The sequence below is a fragment of the Allocoprococcus similis genome (assembly GCF_054660775.1).
In genome coordinates this window covers 130,151-150,438 of the sequence record NZ_BAAHSG010000005.1, presented here as the reverse complement: position 1 = coordinate 150,438, position 20,288 = coordinate 130,151, and the positions used below count along the sequence as shown (strand labels likewise).

At 38.0% G+C, this 20,288-nt stretch carries 19 protein-coding genes; 1 reads left to right on the top strand and 18 read right to left on the bottom strand.

Annotation, left to right across the window (positions count from 1 at the left end):
- Window positions 1–24: 24 nt before the first annotated feature.
- The 6 genes from ACYQ5K_RS02510 to ACYQ5K_RS02485 all read right to left on the bottom strand — a co-directional run bounded on the left by ACYQ5K_RS02510 (window position 25) and on the right by ACYQ5K_RS02485 (window position 6,626).
- Window positions 25–1,134 (bottom strand): coiled-coil domain-containing protein, encoded by a 1,110-nt coding sequence (locus tag ACYQ5K_RS02510; RefSeq protein WP_173689197.1) that lies wholly within the window; start codon window positions 1,132–1,134, stop codon window positions 25–27.
- A 232-nt stretch (window positions 1,135–1,366) separates the two neighbouring features.
- Entirely contained in the window at window positions 1,367–3,478 is a 2,112-nt protein-coding gene (locus ACYQ5K_RS02505; RefSeq protein WP_178024480.1) for an MMPL family transporter, read from the bottom strand.
- A gap of 226 nt (window positions 3,479–3,704) precedes the next feature.
- Window positions 3,705–3,971 (bottom strand): preprotein translocase subunit YajC, encoded by a 267-nt coding sequence (gene yajC, locus ACYQ5K_RS02500; protein ID WP_118218326.1) that lies wholly within the window; start codon window positions 3,969–3,971, stop codon window positions 3,705–3,707.
- 31 nt (window positions 3,972–4,002) lie between these two features.
- On the bottom strand, window positions 4,003–5,178 hold the full coding sequence (locus ACYQ5K_RS02495) for a M20 metallopeptidase family protein (RefSeq protein WP_459777247.1): 1,176 nt from the start codon (window positions 5,176–5,178) through the stop codon (window positions 4,003–4,005).
- A gap of 56 nt (window positions 5,179–5,234) precedes the next feature.
- Window positions 5,235–5,903 carry a hypothetical protein gene (locus tag ACYQ5K_RS02490; RefSeq protein ID WP_022219995.1) on the bottom strand — a complete coding sequence of 223 codons (669 nt, stop codon included), beginning with the start codon at window positions 5,901–5,903 and terminating at the stop codon, window positions 5,235–5,237.
- Between the two features lie 12 nt (window positions 5,904–5,915).
- Window positions 5,916–6,626: a DUF5058 family protein gene (locus tag ACYQ5K_RS02485; protein ID WP_022219994.1), complete on the bottom strand. Its 711-nt coding sequence runs from the start codon at window positions 6,624–6,626 to the stop codon at window positions 5,916–5,918.
- A 216-nt stretch (window positions 6,627–6,842) separates the two neighbouring features.
- On the opposite strand from ACYQ5K_RS02485, the gene ACYQ5K_RS02480 reads away from it, so the two are divergent.
- A complete protein-coding gene (locus ACYQ5K_RS02480) occupies window positions 6,843–8,456 on the top strand; it encodes a PucR family transcriptional regulator (protein WP_195230766.1) in 1,614 nt (537 codons plus the stop codon).
- A gap of 317 nt (window positions 8,457–8,773) precedes the next feature.
- On the opposite strand, the gene ACYQ5K_RS02475 is transcribed toward ACYQ5K_RS02480, so the two are convergent.
- The 12 genes from ACYQ5K_RS02475 to ACYQ5K_RS02420 form a co-directional block, all read right to left on the bottom strand.
- Window positions 8,774–11,005: a hypothetical protein gene (locus ACYQ5K_RS02475; RefSeq protein WP_195230764.1), complete on the bottom strand. Its 2,232-nt coding sequence runs from the start codon at window positions 11,003–11,005 to the stop codon at window positions 8,774–8,776.
- A 58-nt stretch (window positions 11,006–11,063) separates the two neighbouring features.
- A complete protein-coding gene (locus ACYQ5K_RS02470) occupies window positions 11,064–12,131 on the bottom strand; it encodes a hypothetical protein (protein WP_459777246.1) in 1,068 nt (355 codons plus the stop codon).
- A complete protein-coding gene (locus ACYQ5K_RS02465) occupies window positions 12,115–13,578 on the bottom strand; it encodes a DNA cytosine methyltransferase (RefSeq protein ID WP_207734503.1) in 1,464 nt (487 codons plus the stop codon). Before ACYQ5K_RS02465 ends, ACYQ5K_RS02470 begins: the two co-directional genes overlap by 17 nt.
- 54 nt (window positions 13,579–13,632) lie before the next feature.
- A complete protein-coding gene (locus tag ACYQ5K_RS02460) occupies window positions 13,633–14,094 on the bottom strand; it encodes a very short patch repair endonuclease (protein ID WP_195230760.1) in 462 nt (153 codons plus the stop codon).
- 51 nt (window positions 14,095–14,145) lie between these two features.
- Window positions 14,146–14,520: a TnpV protein gene (locus ACYQ5K_RS02455; protein WP_195230759.1), complete on the bottom strand. Its 375-nt coding sequence runs from the start codon at window positions 14,518–14,520 to the stop codon at window positions 14,146–14,148.
- 4 nt (window positions 14,521–14,524) lie between these two features.
- A complete protein-coding gene (locus ACYQ5K_RS02450; protein ID WP_279325093.1) occupies window positions 14,525–15,940 on the bottom strand; it encodes a plasmid recombination protein in 1,416 nt (471 codons plus the stop codon).
- Between the two features lie 243 nt (window positions 15,941–16,183).
- Window positions 16,184–16,411 (bottom strand): DUF5348 domain-containing protein, encoded by a 228-nt coding sequence (locus tag ACYQ5K_RS02445; protein WP_195230788.1) that lies wholly within the window; start codon window positions 16,409–16,411, stop codon window positions 16,184–16,186.
- 117 nt (window positions 16,412–16,528) lie between these two features.
- The gene (locus ACYQ5K_RS02440) at window positions 16,529–17,866 is read right to left on the bottom strand and encodes a virulence-associated E family protein (protein WP_195230786.1); all 1,338 of its coding nucleotides are present in this window, start codon (window positions 17,864–17,866) and stop codon (window positions 16,529–16,531) included.
- Window positions 17,811–18,485 (bottom strand): CHC2 zinc finger domain-containing protein, encoded by a 675-nt coding sequence (locus ACYQ5K_RS02435; protein ID WP_195230757.1) that lies wholly within the window; start codon window positions 18,483–18,485, stop codon window positions 17,811–17,813. Before ACYQ5K_RS02435 ends, ACYQ5K_RS02440 begins: the two co-directional genes overlap by 56 nt.
- 186 nt (window positions 18,486–18,671) lie before the next feature.
- Window positions 18,672–18,842 (bottom strand): hypothetical protein, encoded by a 171-nt coding sequence (locus tag ACYQ5K_RS02430; RefSeq protein WP_165854697.1) that lies wholly within the window; start codon window positions 18,840–18,842, stop codon window positions 18,672–18,674.
- A gap of 18 nt (window positions 18,843–18,860) precedes the next feature.
- Window positions 18,861–19,913, bottom strand: a complete 1,053-nt coding sequence (locus ACYQ5K_RS02425; protein WP_195230756.1) for a site-specific integrase — start codon at window positions 19,911–19,913, stop codon at window positions 18,861–18,863.
- A 13-nt stretch (window positions 19,914–19,926) separates the two neighbouring features.
- Window positions 19,927–20,118, bottom strand: coding sequence for a helix-turn-helix domain-containing protein (locus ACYQ5K_RS02420; protein WP_009243123.1), 192 nt, complete (start codon window positions 20,116–20,118; stop codon window positions 19,927–19,929).
- Between the last annotated feature and the right edge of the window lie 170 nt (window positions 20,119–20,288).

Genomic DNA, 20,288 nt, shown 5'->3' with positions numbered 1-20,288 from the left:
ACTTATTTCACAGCCCCTTTTCTTTTACCAATCTGTATACAGATCTATATTTCCGGATCCACTTCCGGTATCATATACTTTTCCGGCGCCAAGTGACGTCTCTACAACTGTCCCTTTTGGGTAATCATCACTTGCCAAAACAATGTATCCATCGGCATCCCGGATTGTTCCGTCACTTGCTATATGGCGTCCCGGGATTGCAAGCCCTCCTCCCGGAAGTACCTTCTGGGAATAGTAAGTCTCAGTGTGTCCATTATACCAGATCCTTCCCTTTGACGGGGTAAGACCGCCTGATGGGATCACATAGCCACCGCTTCCGGAATTGGAAGAATCGGAACTAGTATTATTCGATGAATTGTTGTTGGAAGAATTATTATTGCCAGAAGAACTGTTATTACCGGAATTATTGCCCGCAGATGTATTACTTCCGTTGGAAGCTGACGCCTGCTTTGTCTCTTCCTGTGCCTTTTTTGCCAGCTGCTCATCCGCTTTCCTCTGGACTTCCTCCTCCTGCTTTTTCTGTGCTGCACGTGCAGCCTCAAGCTGTGCATTTACCGTAGCAAGATCGGTTGAAGTCTCTTCTGCCTTCGCCTGCAATTCGGCCTGTTCACTGTCAAGCTGACTTTGCAGGTCAAGCAGCTCCTGCTGCCTGCTTTTCAGTTCGGCCTCCTGCTCTTCAATACCTTCCCGCACTTTCACCATATTCTCCAGCATATCCTTATCATACTTTGTAATATTCTGGATAAAGTCTACCCGGTTCAGAAACTCTCCCATGCTTTTTGCTTCACACACCATAGAAAGCAGCGTATCCGAACCATTTTCATACATGTACTTAATGCGAGTCTTCATGTTTGCATACTGCATTTCCTCGTTGTTGCGGGAAATCTGAAGTGATGCTTCCAATCGGAATACTTCATTATTAGACTCTTCAATTTTCACTTCTGTCTCAGCAATTTCATTGCTGATCGTAACCAAATCCTGGTTGATCCCTTCCAACTGACTCTGTAGATTACTGGTCTTATCTTCGAGGCTGTCCACCTCTTCTGCATGTACCGACATCCCCGACAGCGCGATACCGAATGCACAGATTAATGAAAGTCCGCACTGTACGATTCGTTTTTTCTGCATTTTCATAAATGTAATCCTTTCTTGAATGTTTTGGGGTAACACTAAGATAGTATATACTATTTTAATCAAAAGAACAACCTTCTATTTTCTGGAAAGGCCTGTACACAGCCATTTCTTCCCATTTTCAACATACAAAAAGCTTCTTCAGATGCCATTTTTCTCTAAGTGTATGACAGCAAAAAGGAGCAGGCTTTTTACTGATTTCAATCAGTTAAGCCTGCTCCCTTTTCAGCAGAACCTATGCTGTCGGCTCTGCAACTGTTTTACTTTTATCTTTTTTCACTCTGTATCCGGCGGTTGTTCTGCAGATGACCGGATCAAAGATCAAGAACATTGCCGGAAGGACAGTCAGTACTACGATCACACTGATGATCGCTCCTCTTGAAAGGAGTTCACAGATAGAACCGATCATATCAACCTGTGTATAACAAGTTACACCAAATGTTGCTGCAAAGAAGCTCAGACCGCTTGTGATGATGGATGGCATACTGATTCTGTGTGCAATCGCAACAGATTCTTTCTTACTCTTGCCTTTCATACGTTCTTTCTGATATCTGGTCGTCATAAGGATCGCATAATCAACAGTTGCTCCCAGCTGGATTGCTCCGATAACGATACTTGCAACGAACGGAAGACTCTTGCCCTGATAGAACGGAATCGCCATATTGATCGTAATCGCAAACTCGATAACTGAAACCAGAATGATCGGGAGCGAGATAGATTTAAATATAAGTAAAATGATGATAAAGATTGCTGCGATTGAAATAACGTTAACCCTTGTCAGATCGATATCTGTTACATCCTGCAGGTCTTTCATCAGTGGCGCTTCACCGATTACCATTCCTGACTTGTCATAGGATTTTACAATCTTATCAATCTGTTTGATCTGTCTGTTGACCTGCGGAGTTGCAGACTCATACTTGGTACATACAAACATCAGCTCAGTATCCTTACCCTGAAGCATACTCTTTACATCATCCGGGATCATCGATTCCGGAATAGAAGATCCAACGATGGAGTTAAGTCCAAGTGTCCATTTTACACCTTTGACATCATCAATTTCACTCATCATTGTCTTTTTCTCTTTGGCATCCATGTCTTTATCTATCATAACGATATGCATTGTACTCATATCAAAATCATCTTTCAGTTCACTGTTTGCCACATTTGATGGAAGTGACTGTGGAAGTGACTGTGCAATATTGTAATAAATTTTTGTATGATTATTGCCATAAATAGCAGGGATAAGCAAGATCAGGAAAGCAACGATCCATACTTTGTAATGTTTGGTGATAAATGCCGAAGCCTTATCCATGCTCTTGATCAGCGGTTTATGCTTGGTCTTTTCAATCGGTTTATCAAAGATAAGAATCATTGCCGGAAGGATTGTTACACAGCAAAGCACTCCAATGATAACACCTTTTGCCATAACAATACCAAGATCACGACCAAGTGCAAATGTCATAACACAAAGAGCTACAAATCCTGCTACTGTGGTGACAGAACTTCCTACAATGGATTTGAATGTATTAGAAATCGCATGTCCCATCGCACGGTTCTTATCTCCCGGGAAACGGCGCTTGTTCTCTTCGTAGCTATTCAGCAGGAAAATGGAGTAATCCATCGTAACACCCAGCTGCAATACCGCCGTCAGCGCTTTTGTAATATAACAGATCTCGCCAAGGAAAATGTTACTTCCCAGATTATATACAATCGCTGCACCTATACTGATCAGGAAAAAAATCGGTACCAGGAAAGATTCTCCGGTAATTTCCAGCACCAGGAAAGAAAGAATTGCCGCAATTACAACATAAATCGGAACTTCTTTCATTGCTACATTCTTGATATCGGCTACAACGCCTGTCATACCTGCAATAAAACACTGTTTGCTGGCAATCTTACGCATCTCACCGACTGCATTCATTGCTTCGTCAGATGAAGTCGTATTGTCAAATAATGCGAGCATCAGTGTCGCATCTCCGTTGTAGAAGGCTTTTCTCAGATCGGATGGAATCATCTCTACCGGCAGTGAAAGATCTGCCACATCACCATACCATAATACTTTTTCGACATGATCAACCTTATTAAACTGGTCTGCCAGCTTCTGGATATCTTTCATGTCCGTATCCTCTACAACTACCATGGCGAATGCACCCATACCATATTCATCCACCATAACGTCCTGTCCTTCTACCGTTTCCAGTGATTCCGGAAGGTAACTGAGCAAGTCGTAGTTAATTCTTGTCTTCGCCATTCCAATAAATGACGGAATCAAAAGCAGTACCCCCAGTAACAAAATTATAAATCTGTGTTTTGCTATCCATTTTCCTACTTTGACCACAATAATCATCTCCCTGTCTTTACATTTTTATTCTATAGAATATTATACAAAAAAATGACTGATGGTCAACATTAAATACTCACAATAATTTCATGATTAAAAAATGAATTTTGGTCATTTTTCAAAGAACATAAACTACCCAAAAGCTGCTACTGGCATTTTTTCTTGTATGCCAACATACTAAAAAGGGTGTTTCTCTGTAATATACCAGAAAAACACCCTTTGCTCTTAGCTCTTATTTACGAATCGTAGATACAGAATAGACCAGAATTTTCATACAGATTTCTTTTTCCGGATCAATCTCTACTGTAAGGATTTCACCATCCCGCTCTTTTACTGTTGCGATAATCCCTCCCATTGTAAGAATCTCATCTCCAACCTTGATCGAATCATGGAGTTCCTGCATTTTTTTATTCTTTTTCTTTCCCGGAACTACCATCATAAAATAGATCACTACAAACAATAGTACCGCATACAATAAAATCATCATCTGTGCATTCATACTCTTATCCTGCCTTTTTTGTTTTATTATACTACTTCAGATAAGCTTCTACAATCTTTACAAACATTGCTGATCCTTTGTAGAGCACGTCTTCATCTACATTAAAGCGTGGATTATGATGAGGAACATCAGTATGCTTTACCGGATTAGAAGAACTAAGGAAGAAAAATGCTCCAGGTGCTTTCTGTAAGTAGTATGCAAAATCCTCTCCTGCCATATTTGGTGCCGGAACTTTACTTACAACATCCTCTTCACCTACAACTTCTTTTGCAGCTTCAGTTACAAGTGTTGCCATCTCGTCGTTATTGATTACCGGAGGTGCTCCCCAGTCCATCTCAACTTCTGCTGTTCCTCTGAATGTTGCTGCTGTACTCTTTGCAATCTCTTCAATTCGTTTTGCAAGGTACTGTCTTATTGGCTCTTCCAGTGCACGGATCGTACCTTCGATTTCTACTTCACTTGGAATTGCATTATAAGCAACACCACCATGGAAGTAACCAATTGTTACAACTGCCGCTTTTACTGCGGAAACTTCACGTGCAATGATTTCCTGCAGGTTAATTACAATATGAGACGCCATTGTAATCGGGTCTGTTCCTTTTTCCGGAGTAGAGCCATGACAACCCGTTCCTTTTACATGGATCACAAATCTGTCAAATGACGCCATACAGCATCCAGGAGTAACAATTACCTTTCCTGCCGGGATATCTTTGTTGATGATACTTCCGATATGCTGTCCAAATACAGCGTCTACACCATCCATTGCGCCATCTTTGATCATAATCTCTGCGCCTTTGGATAATTCTTCTGCCGTCTGGAACAAAAGCCTTACATTTCCTTTAATCTCTGCTTTGTGTGCATTCAAAACTTTTGCGGCTCCAAGAAGCATTGCAATATGGTTATCATGTCCACAGGCATGCATCAGACCTTCATGTTTAGACTTATAATCAACATCATTTGCCTCAGTAATCTTAAGTGCATCCATATCTGCACGAAGTGCAACCGTCCTGCCTGGCTTTCCGCCTTTGATTTCTGCAATGATACTGCTGTCTGTACCCGAACATTTGTAAGGAATTCCAAGTTCATCCAGTTTATCTGTTACATATTTCTGCGTTTCCGGAAGATCAAGACCAAATTCCGGAATCTGATGCAGCTCTCTTCGCATTTTTACGAGTTCTTCCTGTAAACCTTCACATTCTTTCCACATACTCATGCTTATTCCCTCTTTTCTCTATGAATCTTTTGCTTTTTATTCATTTCCCGCTAAGCAGTTTTCTTTTCTTTTACATATAACAGTCTTGCAAATCCAAGGCTTCCGAATACAGATACAACGATAAGTACCCATGCCGGAGGAGCAATCGTAAATTTAAGGATAAGCGGAAGTCCCATGCCAAAGATGGCAACTTTAGGATATTTCAATGCATAGGTTCCAAAAGTTCCTCCGAAAATTGCACCTGCTGCATATTTTGTAAGAGCGGATACAATAACATCTGGAAGTACGGATACAACTGCTGATCCTACTAAAACAGCTGCTGTTGTAGCAATCAGGTTTGTAATAATAGAACCACAGATTGCCATTGTAGAAGCCACCTCTGCCTGAAGCGTTCCTGGTTCACTCTCCGTCGTTTCAAGAGCCATTGTTGCACATGGAACTCGCATGTTACCGATATTTCCTGAAAGGAAACTTAAGTATGTACCAGTAAGTCCAAGAGCTGCATAGTAAGAAATTGGTTCTACAACATAGAATGCACCAAATGATAGTGCAACCATTCCCCATCCTGCAAGTACTACTTTCGGATCCGGCCAGCAGTTATAGGTGATACACAGCCAGATAACCGGTATAAATGATGTAAATGCTGCAAGCAGGTTTGTAGGGGTACCGATTCTAATACTATTCTTTTTCCATTCTGACATTAATTCTTTATTTTCCATAATCATACCCTCCTATGCTCCAACTGCCATATCATAGATGATTGCAAATAACATTCCGATGATCATTGCAATACCAAGATTGTACTCTCTGATCTTTGGAACTTTCTTTGCTACAAATTTTTCAAGGATTGCCATTCCGATAATACCACCGGCAACAGCTGCTGCATTTCCCCATCCTTTACCAATTTCGTTAACATCCAGATAACCGAAGATACCAAGTGAACAGGCACCACTCATTACAACCAGCCATTTTGAATCGCCACCGCTCATCTTTGTTCTTAAGTTTTCAAGTGCAGGTGTAAAAAGACCTGTTACAACCAGCCATCCAGCTCCGTTGAGCGCCATTACAAACCAGCTGACAGCCATAACTTTCAGTGTAAATCCAGCTCCTCCAAGCTCTGCGCCTGCCGCTTCAGCACCAAGCGTTGCTGCAGTAAGCTCTGTCGGTGCAGCACCAATGATAGAAAGTCTCTGCCATGCCATTGGACCTCCGATCGAAGTCATAAGACCAACCATTACGATAAATACACCAAGCGCAGGTCCGATTGCGGAAATGAGACCGACTCTGAATGCTGTCTTCGGCACTGTTGCCGGAATGTTTGCCTTCACTGTCATTTTCTTTGCCATTCGGATATAAAGAACAGCCTGGACAAATGCAATTGCTACCGTAATACCACAAAGTAAATACACGATCATTGAATTAGAAATCTCCACATAATCCATAAACTCTCTTCCTTTCTTCTCTCATGTTCCTTTTTTGTTATCCAGTTTCTTCTTGTTGATGATAAGTTTACAACTTAATAACTTTGCTTTCTATGTATATCATGTACAAACTTATCGTGATTTTTTTATATTCAACATCATTTTTTTGTATTTGTGATATAATTATTTTATCAGTTTTTGTATTTGAGATACAATTTTATTACAAGGAGACTAAAAATGACTGTCGAAGAACTATTACAGCTGCCAACCATTAAGGGATTAAAACTTATTTCCGGAAATCTCGGTGTACACAGAGAAATCTCCACAGTAACCGTCGTTGATACTCCGGATGGCTTCCAGTGGTTAAAAGGGAATGAAGTTGTGATCACAACGACCTATGCCCTGGAAAAGACGCCTAATGCTTTTCTTGATTTCATCAGTAAGCTGTTGTCAAGAAATATCAGTGCATTGATTGTCAAGTCAGACCGGTACATGAAAGTTATTCCGGAAAATGCAAAAAAACTTTGTGATGAAAAAGCTTTGCCACTGATCTACTGTCCGGCAATCTACGCATTTGCCGACATTATCAATCCAACCCTGTCCGAAATTATATCCAAACAGGCAGAGCAGCTGAAAGAATCTGCCAAGATTCACGAGAGTTTTCTGGAACTAGCAATAAATGACCGCTCTATCCATCAAATCTTGCAGACACTGAGTACTCTGATCCAGGAACCGACTGCCTATGTTGATACTGTTTTCCACAAAGTATATTTTTCTGAAAATGTAAGCGAGGATAGTCTTTATCTGAAGGGATTATCATATGATATTATTTTAAATGAATACCGAGAGAAATATCAGTGTATCGACGTTGTCAATAAAGAGCAGAAATTTGGATATATTATGCTTCTTTCTGACCGGACATATCCGGATACTGACTCCAATATTTACAAAACAGCGATCGAATATGCCAGTATCGTAATTATCCTGCGTATGCAGATCCGAATCAGTAACCGGATGATCGAAGAAAAATATTACTCCTCCTTTGTAGAAGACCTGATGCTTAACAACGTCAAAACACGTGAAGAGATCAATACACGTGCCCATTTATACGGCTGGGATCTGGACGGCGGCGGATTTGTTGCGATCATAGATATAAACAATATTAAAAAATATTATCTGCGTGATCTGGATACCGAGACAAATGAAAAGCTTCAGAAATACACAGACCGGATTTTTGATACTTCTATTAAGTATATCAAGCAGGCATTCCCTTCCACTATTTATTATTCACAGAGTGACTTTATTGCCTTTCTGATCACTGGAAAACTGCCTGTCAGCGCCCGTAAAACCCTTGCAGATACATTCAGCCAAATCCAGCACAGTCTGCTGAACGCCGTTCCTTTTACTATTTCAATGGGAGTTGGAATGTATGTAGACGACATTATCAATATTCACAACAGCTACCAGCAGGCAAAGCAGGTCATCCAGACGGTCTATCAGATTCAGCAATTTAACCGTCTGTTCTTTTATGATCAGATTGGAATCTATCGCTTATTATTTTCTATTTCATCCAATAACGAGGCGATTGAATTCTGCGATAAATATATAAAGCCTCTGCAGCAATACGATGACCAGCATCATGCGAACCTGATTGAAACACTACAGTCTATCATTAACTGTGGATGGAATTTAAAGCTGGCATCTGAAAAGCTTTTCTTACATTATAATTCTGTGAAATATCGGTTTCAGAAAATTTGTGATTTACTAGAAATTGATCTGAGAGATAATTCCAGACATACGGAAATAGAACTGGCTCTTAAGATTTATTTGATTCAGAAAAATCAAATATAAAGTGGGCTTTTTCGACTGAATCATTCAATCGAGGGCTTTCGCCTTATAAATAAGTAAAAAAATACAGGGAAGAATGCAAGCACTCTTCCCTGATATTATTTACTTATTTGCACGGCTCAATTCAATCACGAATATTATTCGATGATTGTAGCAACACGTCCTGATCCTACAGTACGTCCACCTTCACGATATCAGACTGGTATATTGCGGTGTGCAAATGGTGATTTTTTGTGTGATTTGTGTGGAAAAATCCGGATTTTCCGCTGTGTCCGTGTGATTTTCGGGGATTTTGTTATCATGGTGTTATCACTGCATTTTTATATCAACAAATTTTTGACTTCCTGATATAAATCATATAAGTGCAGTAAGGACATATCCAAAATAGGTTCAAACATAAATGAATTTAAATGGATATTCTCTGGTGTCAACATAGCAACTTGCTCCAGAATTTCCATCGCATTATCATTTATATTTTTTTTATATTCTTTATACAGCCAAGCACTCTGATTCCTTTTTTGGTATATATCGTTTATAATAGCTGTTCCATTTGTTACTTTACTAGATATTTTTTGAATCATATATTCATCAGATTTGAGTCTGATTGCCATAGATAATATAAGCTTGCTTTCTATCTCCAGTTTTTCAACAGGCACAATTGCATCTGCTTCTTTGATAATAATATCATATATATGATCCGTTTCTCTATTTTTAGCGAAATTTACATTTGAACTTTTACACCAATATTGATTATATATTTTTTCAATCTCGCCTAGTTCAATAGTTGTTGTATCCGGTTTATAATGTAACAGACTTGTCAGTTTAAGATATTCTGGATTCGAATCTCCCTCCGTATACTCTATTAAATTTCTAACAAATGGTATCGATGCAACAACTATATTATCTTTATTTCCCTTTGCAATCTCATCTTTATAATATCCAAATAAATTTCTAGTATACTGTCCTTTTTCAAAATTTATCTTTCCTCCATCAGTATATGCAATATATGAATTTCCCCGTTTAGTAATACGTGAAGCAACTGTTCGGTAAAAATCAAAATTATGAGTAAGTAAGATTACTTTGAATACTTTTTCTCCCTGCGAACTAGTATACTCAGCGATATCACTGATATATTCTATTATTGCATGCTTATTTTTATAATCAAAAGACTCTGATATATCATCTAAAATAACAAGTTTTTCTCGCCCATCTTTTTGAGCAACCAAAATTTGAAATATTAGGTTCAAGATGTAATATGCTCTCTTTTCCCCTGTGCTCAAAACATCTAACAAATCTTCCTTCGAAACTTCTTTAGACCCCCTATTATCCTCAAAGATATATTTGAAACTTGGCAAATCTAAATTTAATATAACATCCTCTTGATTCGCCGGTTCTATTGAGAATGGAACAAAAAATCTTTTTTTAAATAAATCCAACGCCCTATTCCAATCAGTTGTTTCACTTTTCGCTTTATCTCTTAATTGTTTTAAATCATTTTGCGCCTTATCATAATACTCCAGCAAATCATGTAATTCTGCTTGATATATGTCAAAAACTTTTACCCATACTTTCTTTTTGAATTTATCAATGTCTCGATATTCTGCAACTACATCCGGATGCTGTTGTAAATATGCATTAAATGCTTGTGTGTCTTTATTTTTACTAATAGCCTTATTAATTTTTTCAAATAAGTCTTTTAATTCCTTAGTATTTAACACCTGTTCTTTTTCTTTTTTTATTAACTCATTCAATTCACCCTGCGTTCTCAGCGTTACTGATGTACTTCCATCTTTTGCAACAAGTCGAATTTCATTTTTTGCCCCAAAAAATCCATTATTCCCCAAAGAGTCACTTATATTAGCATAATTATTATGATCTATTACACCTTTTTGCATATATAGAGATTTTTCTAACAGTTCACTATACTTCTTCTCGTACTCTTCAATCAGTTCAGAAGTTTTTCCGGAAGTAACCATAGAATATACTTTGGAATTGAATAATGTATTATAATCCAATTCCTCTTCCTTTAGAGAACATTGTAATTCCGAATCATTTAATTTAGTTTCTATCTCTTTTAGGCATAAAAATAAATCTTTCTTTGTATACCCCCAATCATTTAACATACTACTTTCTGCATCAAAACTACTTCTACTCGAATATTTTAATGAGGATTTTATTTTTCCGAACATTGCTTCTCTGCTTTGGTCAATACTTTTATAAATTTGTATATATTGCCTTCTTAATGTTTCGTTTGCCATCAATGTCCCTTGATTTTCATATGCATTTTCATCAAATGGGTTAATAACCATTATTGACTCTGGACTAATTGCTGTTGCAGTCTCATCTGTAATTGAATATTTACTTTTGCAACCATAAACTTTTTCTTCCACTGTTTTTCCATCTCTAATTGCTTCAAATGTTTTAGCAAATGAAGACTTCATCGTTCCGTTTGGTGCATAAATAACTGCTACATTATTTTTAGAAAAATCAATATCCTGTTGCATTTTTTGAATCCCATAACAGTTTTCCAATTCCAACTTTAAAGTATTCATGTAATCCCTCTGTACTTCTTTCTCTGTTCATCATCTTAAATACAAATGCTTTAAATCCCTATTCATCATCGGATTCAAACATATTTTCCAAAAAATTAGAAACATCGAATTTTTCTTTCTCAGCATATTTCGATACTAATTTTATCCATGTTTTTATACGCTGCTCTATTTCTGTCTTTCCCGTTTCCCATGTAACAGCTAATACATCTTCCCCACTCTTCAATATTGTGTCTTCAACCTTATCTTTACAAGAAAAAAGCTGACTATATTTCTGTGGCAAATTTTTATAGTGACTTCCATTAATTTCCAACTCAGCTTGACCACCCGCTGAAAATGGATCTCTCATAGAAGAGGATATGACACCATGATTTGCAACTAACCAAAGAGTAAATCGTTCATATTTATTTCTGCTATTACTAAACATTTCCGGGAAAAGAGCAAAACCTTGTGCAACTAATTCTTGCTTTTCTTCCTTTGACAAAGTTTTCCACATCCTAATCTTAGCCGGGGCTGCTCCTGAAGTCGCATCTTCTCCATTAACCCACCATAATGATTCGCCTGGTTTCAAAGTAGCTCTAAAATATTCTACTATTGGATGAATGGGATCTTTCAATTTCCGCATTTCATCATATGATATCCCCATCTTATCAAAAATAGTTTCACCTTCCAAAAGATTCATATCTATTTTATATCTAGGGCTATGGGTTACTGCAATGTCACAAAGACATTCTTCATATCTTCTAGTCTTAAATTCTACGGGCTTGTGTAATTTTCCGAACATAATAAAAATGTGTTCAACATCTTCTATTCTCGTTCCTTCTGCGACACTCCCTCCAATCAATGTCCACTTATCTTCTTTCGTAGATTTCACTTCAACACCATAATATTTTGCAGCCACAATATCTGGAAATCTTTGTCCACTTATAATTTCAATTGTTCCTTCAAAGTTCGTTCCATTTGCAGCATCATCTAATGCCTTTTTAACTTCTTTCTCTAATTTTTGTCCACCTTTAGTTAAATAATATTCCGGTTCATAACTTGCTCTTTCATTCATTAATTGGCAAGCCTTATTGCAAATTTCTTCAAATTCTTCTAATGATGGTTCCTTATTAGTTGATATTATCACTGTTTTTCTCTCCTCCAAAATACAATTCCCAATTATCTTCCAATCTTTTTGCAATATGATATCCCAATAATGGCGGTACAGCATTTCCTATAATTTTATATGCTTCTGACCCCGATACCGATTTATTCCCATTTCTAGCAGGTATTACAAATTCATAATCATCTGGAAATGTTTGAATTCTTGCACATTCCCTTACACTTAATCTTCGTTCTTTCAATCCATCAGAAAGTTCCTTTTTGTGTTTTCCACCATGAGCCTCTGATAATCTTCGAAACTCAATATTCCCATGATGTTCCGAACGAATAGTTGGGCCAACACCGTTCAATCGAACTTCTTGCTGTCCTTGACAATGTTTTCCCATATACTTTGCCTTTGAATATTTTTGATGACTTAAGTCATTAGATTTTTCTGGCTCAACTAAATCTCCAAGTGCATCCTTCACTGTCACAAATTTGACTAAATTTTCTTTCGGTATTTCATTCGGTAGATAATGTGTAATCACTGGATACGGTGTATATTTCATTGTCAACTCTTCTTTAGATAGTTCCGCTAATGCCTCTGATGTCAGAGCAGATTTCTTAAATCCAAAAAAGATTACCCTTTCTCGCCCTTGAGGGACTCCATAATTAGCCGCATTAAGTACCCTAGCCGGAACCACTAAATACCCTCCATTGCAAACAGACGAAAAATCTTTCTCTATTACTTCTTTTGCATCTTTGAGATTTGTAAGCCCTTTAACATTTTCTGCTACAAAGACTTTCGGTTTTGTTATGCCAATAACCTCTCTCATCCACATATAAAGCTGACCTCTATTTTCGATAGTTGGTTCTTCCTCTTCTATTCTCCGTCCATCATGTCCCTTGTTGGACTCAAACCCCATCCTTTTGCCAGCAATTGAAAAATCCTGACATGGAAAACCGCCAATCAAAACATCTATATCCGTTGGAAAAATATTAATTTTGTTCTCTTTTTGTAATTTTACCAAATCCACAATGCTATCAAGGTAATAATTTTCCGGATCAATTCCACGTTTGCTAAAATAATTTGTCCAAGCTGCTTTCGCTTCTGGTTTTATGTCATTAGCAAATATAGTGTGAAAACGTGTCTTTCCTATCCTTACCCAATTTTTATCTACATTTCTTATTTCCCAATTACTATTAATCTTCGGATTTACAGATTTACGCAATACATTAAAATCGCCTTCAAATCCTAAATCAATTCCTCCACAACCTGAAAAAAGAGAAACTAATTTTAATTTTTTTTTCTTCGTTGGATTCTTTTTACCTGCTAATAGCCTCTCTGGCTTTTTAGCATCAAAAGGAATTAACCATATTCCGCTTTGTTTTATTGCACCTTGTATTCTTTGCTGATTACATAATACTTGAACACGCCTCACCGTCAACTGCCATCTTTCTGCCATCTCTGCAACTGATATATATCCACTCATTTTAATTACTCCTTTATTATTATAATTCTATTCGTTCTTGCGAACTTTTTCAAGCTATAATTCTATTAAATCATCAAGCTGGTCGTCCATAAAGTTATTAAAAATAACTTCTTCAATTACTTTTATACACTGTTTGGGATCTTTTTTGATATCATTTCCCCAAAATCGAATTACTGTCCACCCCATAAACAGAAGCTTTTTATCATTTTCTCTATCACGTTCCATATTTCTTTCAATTTTTTTTATCCAAAATTCAGGATTATTTCCTTTTAATAATTTCGGACGCAATATCTCCCAGTCTTTTCCATGAAAAAGTTCACCATCGCAAAATATAACAATCTTATATTTCGTCAAAACAATATCTGGAGTTCCTGGCAATTCCTTATAATTTTTTCTATATCTATATCCATTAGCCCATAATTCTTTTCTTAGAGCCACTTCAATACTTGTATCTTTGCTTTTTATATGGCTCATAGCTTTATGACGTTGTTCCTTATTCAATACATCCACATTCATCACCACTCACATTATAACATTGCCATTCAATCCCCAAACATTATTTTTCTTTTAAATATACACTATTTCACTTATTACCATTTCTTCCGCAACATTCTTAATATTGTTCATCCTCCGCACCCATTCCATCTGATCCTGCATCTTCAGTTCTTCTGTCACGCCCCACTGTTCAGCCATCTGTTCCACCAGCATCTCGACTTTTTCTCTTGCTTCTTTATCGACCTGATTCAGATGTTCCGTCAGTTTCCCGGTCAGTACCAGATACTGATACCGGGCATTCCTGTGTTCCTTTAAAAACTGCTTTCGCATTATTCCATATTTCCCATATGTAGGTTCTTCCTCATTGATTTCCAGATCCGGCAGATAATAATCTCCATGCAATGTGTAGTTCAGCCCGTTCTTTTCATCATAAATCTGTTTTTTCATATTCTTATAACTCCATTCCTTTGTATTTTGTTTTGTTCTTCTTTATCTGTGCATTGTGTTCTTCACTTCGTTCTTTCGCCCATTGTATGCGGTCACTTATTTTTTTCGGCATTTGCTCTTTCTGTTTTTTCACTTCAAGTTCCGTCTGCATTCGGATATCGTCTCGCACCAGTCGTTCTACCATATCTTTCCCCAACATACGTAAAAGTCGGTTATATCTGTCCGCAAGCCCCTGTAGTATTTCTTTCTCACCAGATAATTTCTGATAATCCTTCTTAACTTCTGCCAGTTCCTTTTTTGTATTCTCATGCTCCTGCTTTTTCTTCTGAAACTTACTTTTCCAGCTATCTCTTTCTCTTGTAAGTTCTTTCACCCGTGCAGCCATCGCACCGATTTTATTTTTCATTTCAATGAACAGTGGTTTGATTTTCTTTTCTCGGTAAGTTACCGCACGTTCCAATGCTGTAGCTTCCGGCAGAAATGTTTTGATTATTCCATATTCTTTTATTTCCTTGCTGACATTATCCATCACCGGTTGCAGGAATTCTCTTCTATCCTCCAGTTTTTTCAATTCCGTTTCTGCTTTCTCAGCACGTCTTTCCGCTGTTTCTTTATCTTTCTGGAACTGAATTTTTTCTTCTTCCAGTAGTTTAATATCTGCCCTTGCGTCCGCAATCTGAGAAGTCAGTCCTTCATTCTCTGCTGTCAGATTTTCTTTTTCCTGCTCCAGTTCCTGCACTTCCTTTTTACGTTCCTTTTTCTTGAAATTGTAAACATCCAGATGCTCTTCATGTGTTCCTTTCTGTTCCCATTCAATTCCATGTTGCTTTGCAATTTCCGCCAGCACTTCCTTTTCATGGTTTATCCACTGATTCAGTTCTGTATCATGCTTATTTCCACCTTGAAATCCAAGACTTTTCAATGCCTGTTTCAGTGAAACTCTGGTATCCATTCCTTTTCCCTTCCAGTTGGTCACATAAGGAACAAAGTCAATATGCAGATGCGGAGTAGCTTCGTCCTGATGCAGATAGCAGCTAAATATCCGAAGTGTCGGATTCCGCTTCTGGAAGTCTTTCACATATTCGTCCAGTATCTTTACAGCCAGATTTCCTTCTGATGTTCCCACTGCCATATCCTCACGATTTCCTATCTGGAAGATCACTTCATGGAACAACTTCTCCTGTTTGCCCTGTCGGATTTTTTCATAATAATTTGCAATTTGCCGATCCTTTCTTTTCCCGACATTGTATCTCTCAACCGCATCGTCAAACAGCTCTTTATAAACTTCCTTCAGATTCTCATTCTTATAACAAATGTTCAGTTGTACTCTGTCTGGATCTACATTTTCTGCTACAAAATCCCGTCTATTATGAGCCAGTGAACCGGCTCCGATCATGCCACTGATTGTTCTTTTCATCATAAATTTTCTCACCTCTTTTCTGTTTGAGTGCCAGATATGGCACATAATTTTTATTTACGCCAGACATGGCGATATTGAAGAAACTTTCGCCGGATACGGCGGTTTTGTTACTTTTGTCAAAAGTAACGCAAAAGCACTTTCGACAGCCGTACCGTCCATCAAAAGTCCCCTTGCGCCCTGCCGGGGGCATAACGTCCTTATGGACGTCTGTTCTGCACCGACCAAAGTGGATCATAGATCTGTTTATTCTGGTATCCTCGCCTGCACATATTCCAAATCTCCACAATAAGGCGTTCCCACCAGATACCATTCTCTTGCCAGATTCATCTCCATTCTGGTCTGTACCCATTCATCATCTACCAGTACTTCCAGTCCTTCTCCGCAGTGAAATCCTGTATTAATCCATAAATCTGATGATAATAATCCATATCTTCCATTGCTGCTGTTATATCCTAATCTTCCCTGTTTCATCATTTTCTGCTCCTTTCCAGTCTGTAAACGGAATTTGTAAACGGAGTTCAAAAGATTTTAAAAGTTAACGTTTTAAGTTTTTTCTTCAAGTTCCGTTTACATCGTTTACAATAATCTTTACTCAAACGGTATTTCCAACTGTTCTGGTACTTCTATAAATCCGTCTTTATCTTTCTTCACCGAATCTTTCATCCGTTTCCATGACCGCTGTATTCCATATTCCTTTCCGAATCGATGTGTACCATGTGGTTTCCAGCCTACAATCGCATTGTTCATAATATTGGCAATTTCTTTACCTTCCCACTGTTTCATTTCTCCGGTTCGATGTAGCGCTTCATCGAACAGAATTCTTGTACATACATAATCGTCATCGTAGTCATCAAGAAATTCCTGTATGATTCCGGCATTGGTATCTTCCGGCATAAATTCTTTCTGCAGACGCTTTGCCTCTTCCTCAATTTCCTTTGTAAATCCTAAGAACACATTTCCCTGTCGATACAGTACCATTGCCTCTGCCCAGGCCTGTTCGATATAGGCTTTGCTCTCTGCCTCATTGTCCAGAATATGAACTTCTGCTTTCGACATATCTGTCATCACCGGAGCAAATCTTCTGTTTCCGGTTCTGTCCAGCGGAAGGAAATTCAGATCATTTGAAGTACCACAAAATACACACTGTCGTGGTCTGTCTTCCGGGTGAACTTCATAAGGTACTTTGTAAGTTTCTTTCTGTCTGCTCAGAAACGATTTAATCTGTTCAATATTCTTTGCTGTGATAGTTGCCTTCATTTCTCCCATTTCGATAATCCAGTGATTCTGCAGTTTTCTGTAAATATTTTCATCGTCCAGATGATCCAGATTGTCACTGAACCATTCTTCTTTTATCGCCAGATACTTGAAAAATGTGGACTTTCCGGCTCCCTGGCTTCCAACCAGACACAGCATAATATCATACTTTATTCCCGGTTCATAAATTCTTGAAATCGCTGCCAGCATGTGCATTTTCATTACTCCGATTGTGTATTTACTCTTTTCTGCTCCCAGGAAATGCGGAAGCATATTTTCTATTCTTGGAATCCCGTCCCAGACCAGACTTTCCAGATAATCTCTGATTGGATGATATTTATTTTCATTGGAAACAATATCTACTCCTGCTTTGATCACACGCTCACTTGTCAGTTCATAATTTTCTTCCAGATACATTTTCAGATTATTTTCATCAGTATCTGTAACCGTAGGACTGTTATTTCTCCGTTCCCAAGGCACCTCTTTCACAATGTCCATTCTTCCGGAAAGCTCATTTCGTTTAATCGCTTTTTTCAACACTGGATCTTTTTGTAATACGGTTACACAATTTCTGATTGTCTGCTTTGTTCTTCCTTTATCCGTATGCTCCAACATATCATTGACATCTTCTGTTGTAAGCATCTCCTCGTTCACAATATCTTCTAATTCCATCAAGGACTCCTCGCTGATATTCGTTAATTCTTTCTTCAATTTTTTCAACCTCCCTTCTCTTCATCTTGAAAAACTCTACAATCTCTTCTCCTGTTCCAAACATCAGCACGTCCAGATAGTCATTTATCTTTCTTTCATTTGCCAATGCCTCCGTAAATAACTCGTGCCACTCTTCATCTGGTTCTGGTTTGTAAATCTCTTTCCAGAACTGAATCCATTTCAGATATCTAATCAGCACGTCTGTTGCATATTTCAACCACTGCTCCAGTTTTTCTCTGATCATCACAACTTTAGGTTTCTTTGATATCAAAGTATTCCTGCTTTGGTGCGTCCTTTTGTATTTGTTTCTGTCTTCGTTTTTTATATTCAGTCCAAAATCTTCTATCATCTTTTTCGCAGCTTCATACTGTGATATTCCAAATAACCTTGCTGTAAAATCTATCGCATCACCGCCCACTCCACATGCAAAGCAGTGATATATTTTATCTGCCTTCATACTTGGGTGTCGGTCTTTATGAAACGGACAACACGCCATTCCATTTCTTTTTACTTTAATCCCGTAATGCTCCGCAGCCTGTCTGGCTGTCACACATTCTTTTACCTGTTCAAATAATGTCACTTCTACCTCCTGCCCCTCCGGGCAAGTCTCTGATGAACAGATATTCGGGAATTGTTGTATCGTTCAATTCGTGATATACTGAATCTGCCAAGATGATATATCAGTGAATCTGATTATCAGAGAACTTGCTCAGATATTTTGTCTGGGCTTTTTCTTTTTGTCTGTTAGTAGCCATAGTTCCACTCCTTATACGAATCTCCTTGTTGGGATAATGATAATTTCAAATTTGCTTCCATCCTCTAATTCAAGAAGAATCGCATAATCCGAATCTCGATCCGGTAAAATGGAACTTATCTTCAGCTTCTTACTATAATTGAGCGTATCAAATATTTTTCTGACTACTTTCTTTGTTTTCATATGTCTTTTCCTCCATATTTAACGTTTGTTGTCCAACATCTCAGCTACCTTTTTTTGCTGTGACGGATACAGGTGACCATAAGTGTTTAATGTCATCTGAATATCTTTGTGCCCCAGTCTTTCCTTGATGATCAGTGGCTCTACACCCTGATAAATCAGATATGCTACATGGCTGTGACGGATATCATGCACTCTGATTGGTTTTACACCGGTCAATGCTTCATACTTCTTGAGCCGTTTCTGCAGTGTTCTCGCCACAATCGGAAATAACCGCTGATTTTCCGGAAATCCATAATGCTTCTTCGCATACTCCTGCACCTCTTCTTTAAGAAAATTAGGAATATCAATGGTACGGACTGAATTTTCTGTTTTTGGAGTATCAATCACATCTCTTTTCCTAATCCGGTTATAAGTCTTATTGATATGCAAAAGATTACCACTCATATCAAAGTCTGAAAGACTCAATGCCAGAAGTTCTCCTTCCCTGATTCCTGTCCAGAACAGGATTTCAAATATCAGATAATCCTCACTCTCTGGCTCAATCCCGGCGATAAAGCTGTCATATTCTGCTTTCGTCCAAAATTCCAACTTATTAGCATCCGATTTCCCCATCTTTTTTACTTTCTTACATGGATTTTGCTTCAGATTGTAAATTTTCTGTGCATGATTAAACAGTGCATTTAACTGATTCTGAATCATACGCTCATAAGTCTTGCTGTAACCTTTTTCCTGAATGGTGTTCTGCCACTGGATAATCTCTGCCGGTGTGATCTCATTCATTTTTCTTGTTCCAAAATACGGAACAATGTGCTTGTTCATCATGTGCTGCTTGTTACGGATTGAATTTTCTTTCAGTTCATTCTTTTTATCTTCAAAATAGACTTGAATAAAACTGTTCATCTCCATTTTCATATCCGCTGCAGTCTTTCTTATGAATTCCTTTTCATAATTCAATGCTTCTTTCTTTGTCTTGAACCCTCTTTTCAGCTTCTGCGTTTTCTTACCTGTCCAGTCAATATAGCGGAAGCTCACATACCAGGTTCCCTGTGTTTTGTCCTTGTAAGCTGACATCTTAAAACCTCCTTCACACTGCTCTCTGAGAGCATCCATAAAATTTTGTTTCCCAGTAGGGACGTGGAATCTTTCCACGAACTGCCACATATCCTTCCTTTGCCAGTTCATCATTAAGCTGCTTCAGAATGGAATATGCTTTACTGCGTTTCACGCCTAATTCTTCCATGACATCATCAACAGTCATCATATAATTAGTTCTCATATCGTCCTCCTTTCCAGTCACTTTTGTGACTCTTTCGTTGTTCTCTTATAATAATTCACTTTTGTGAATTTGTCAATAAACATTTGCGAATTTATTTTTTCCATTCCATTCTGTATTTTTGAAATCCTCGAAAATCAACCTCTTTCGCATCATTCACTTTTGTGCTAAAA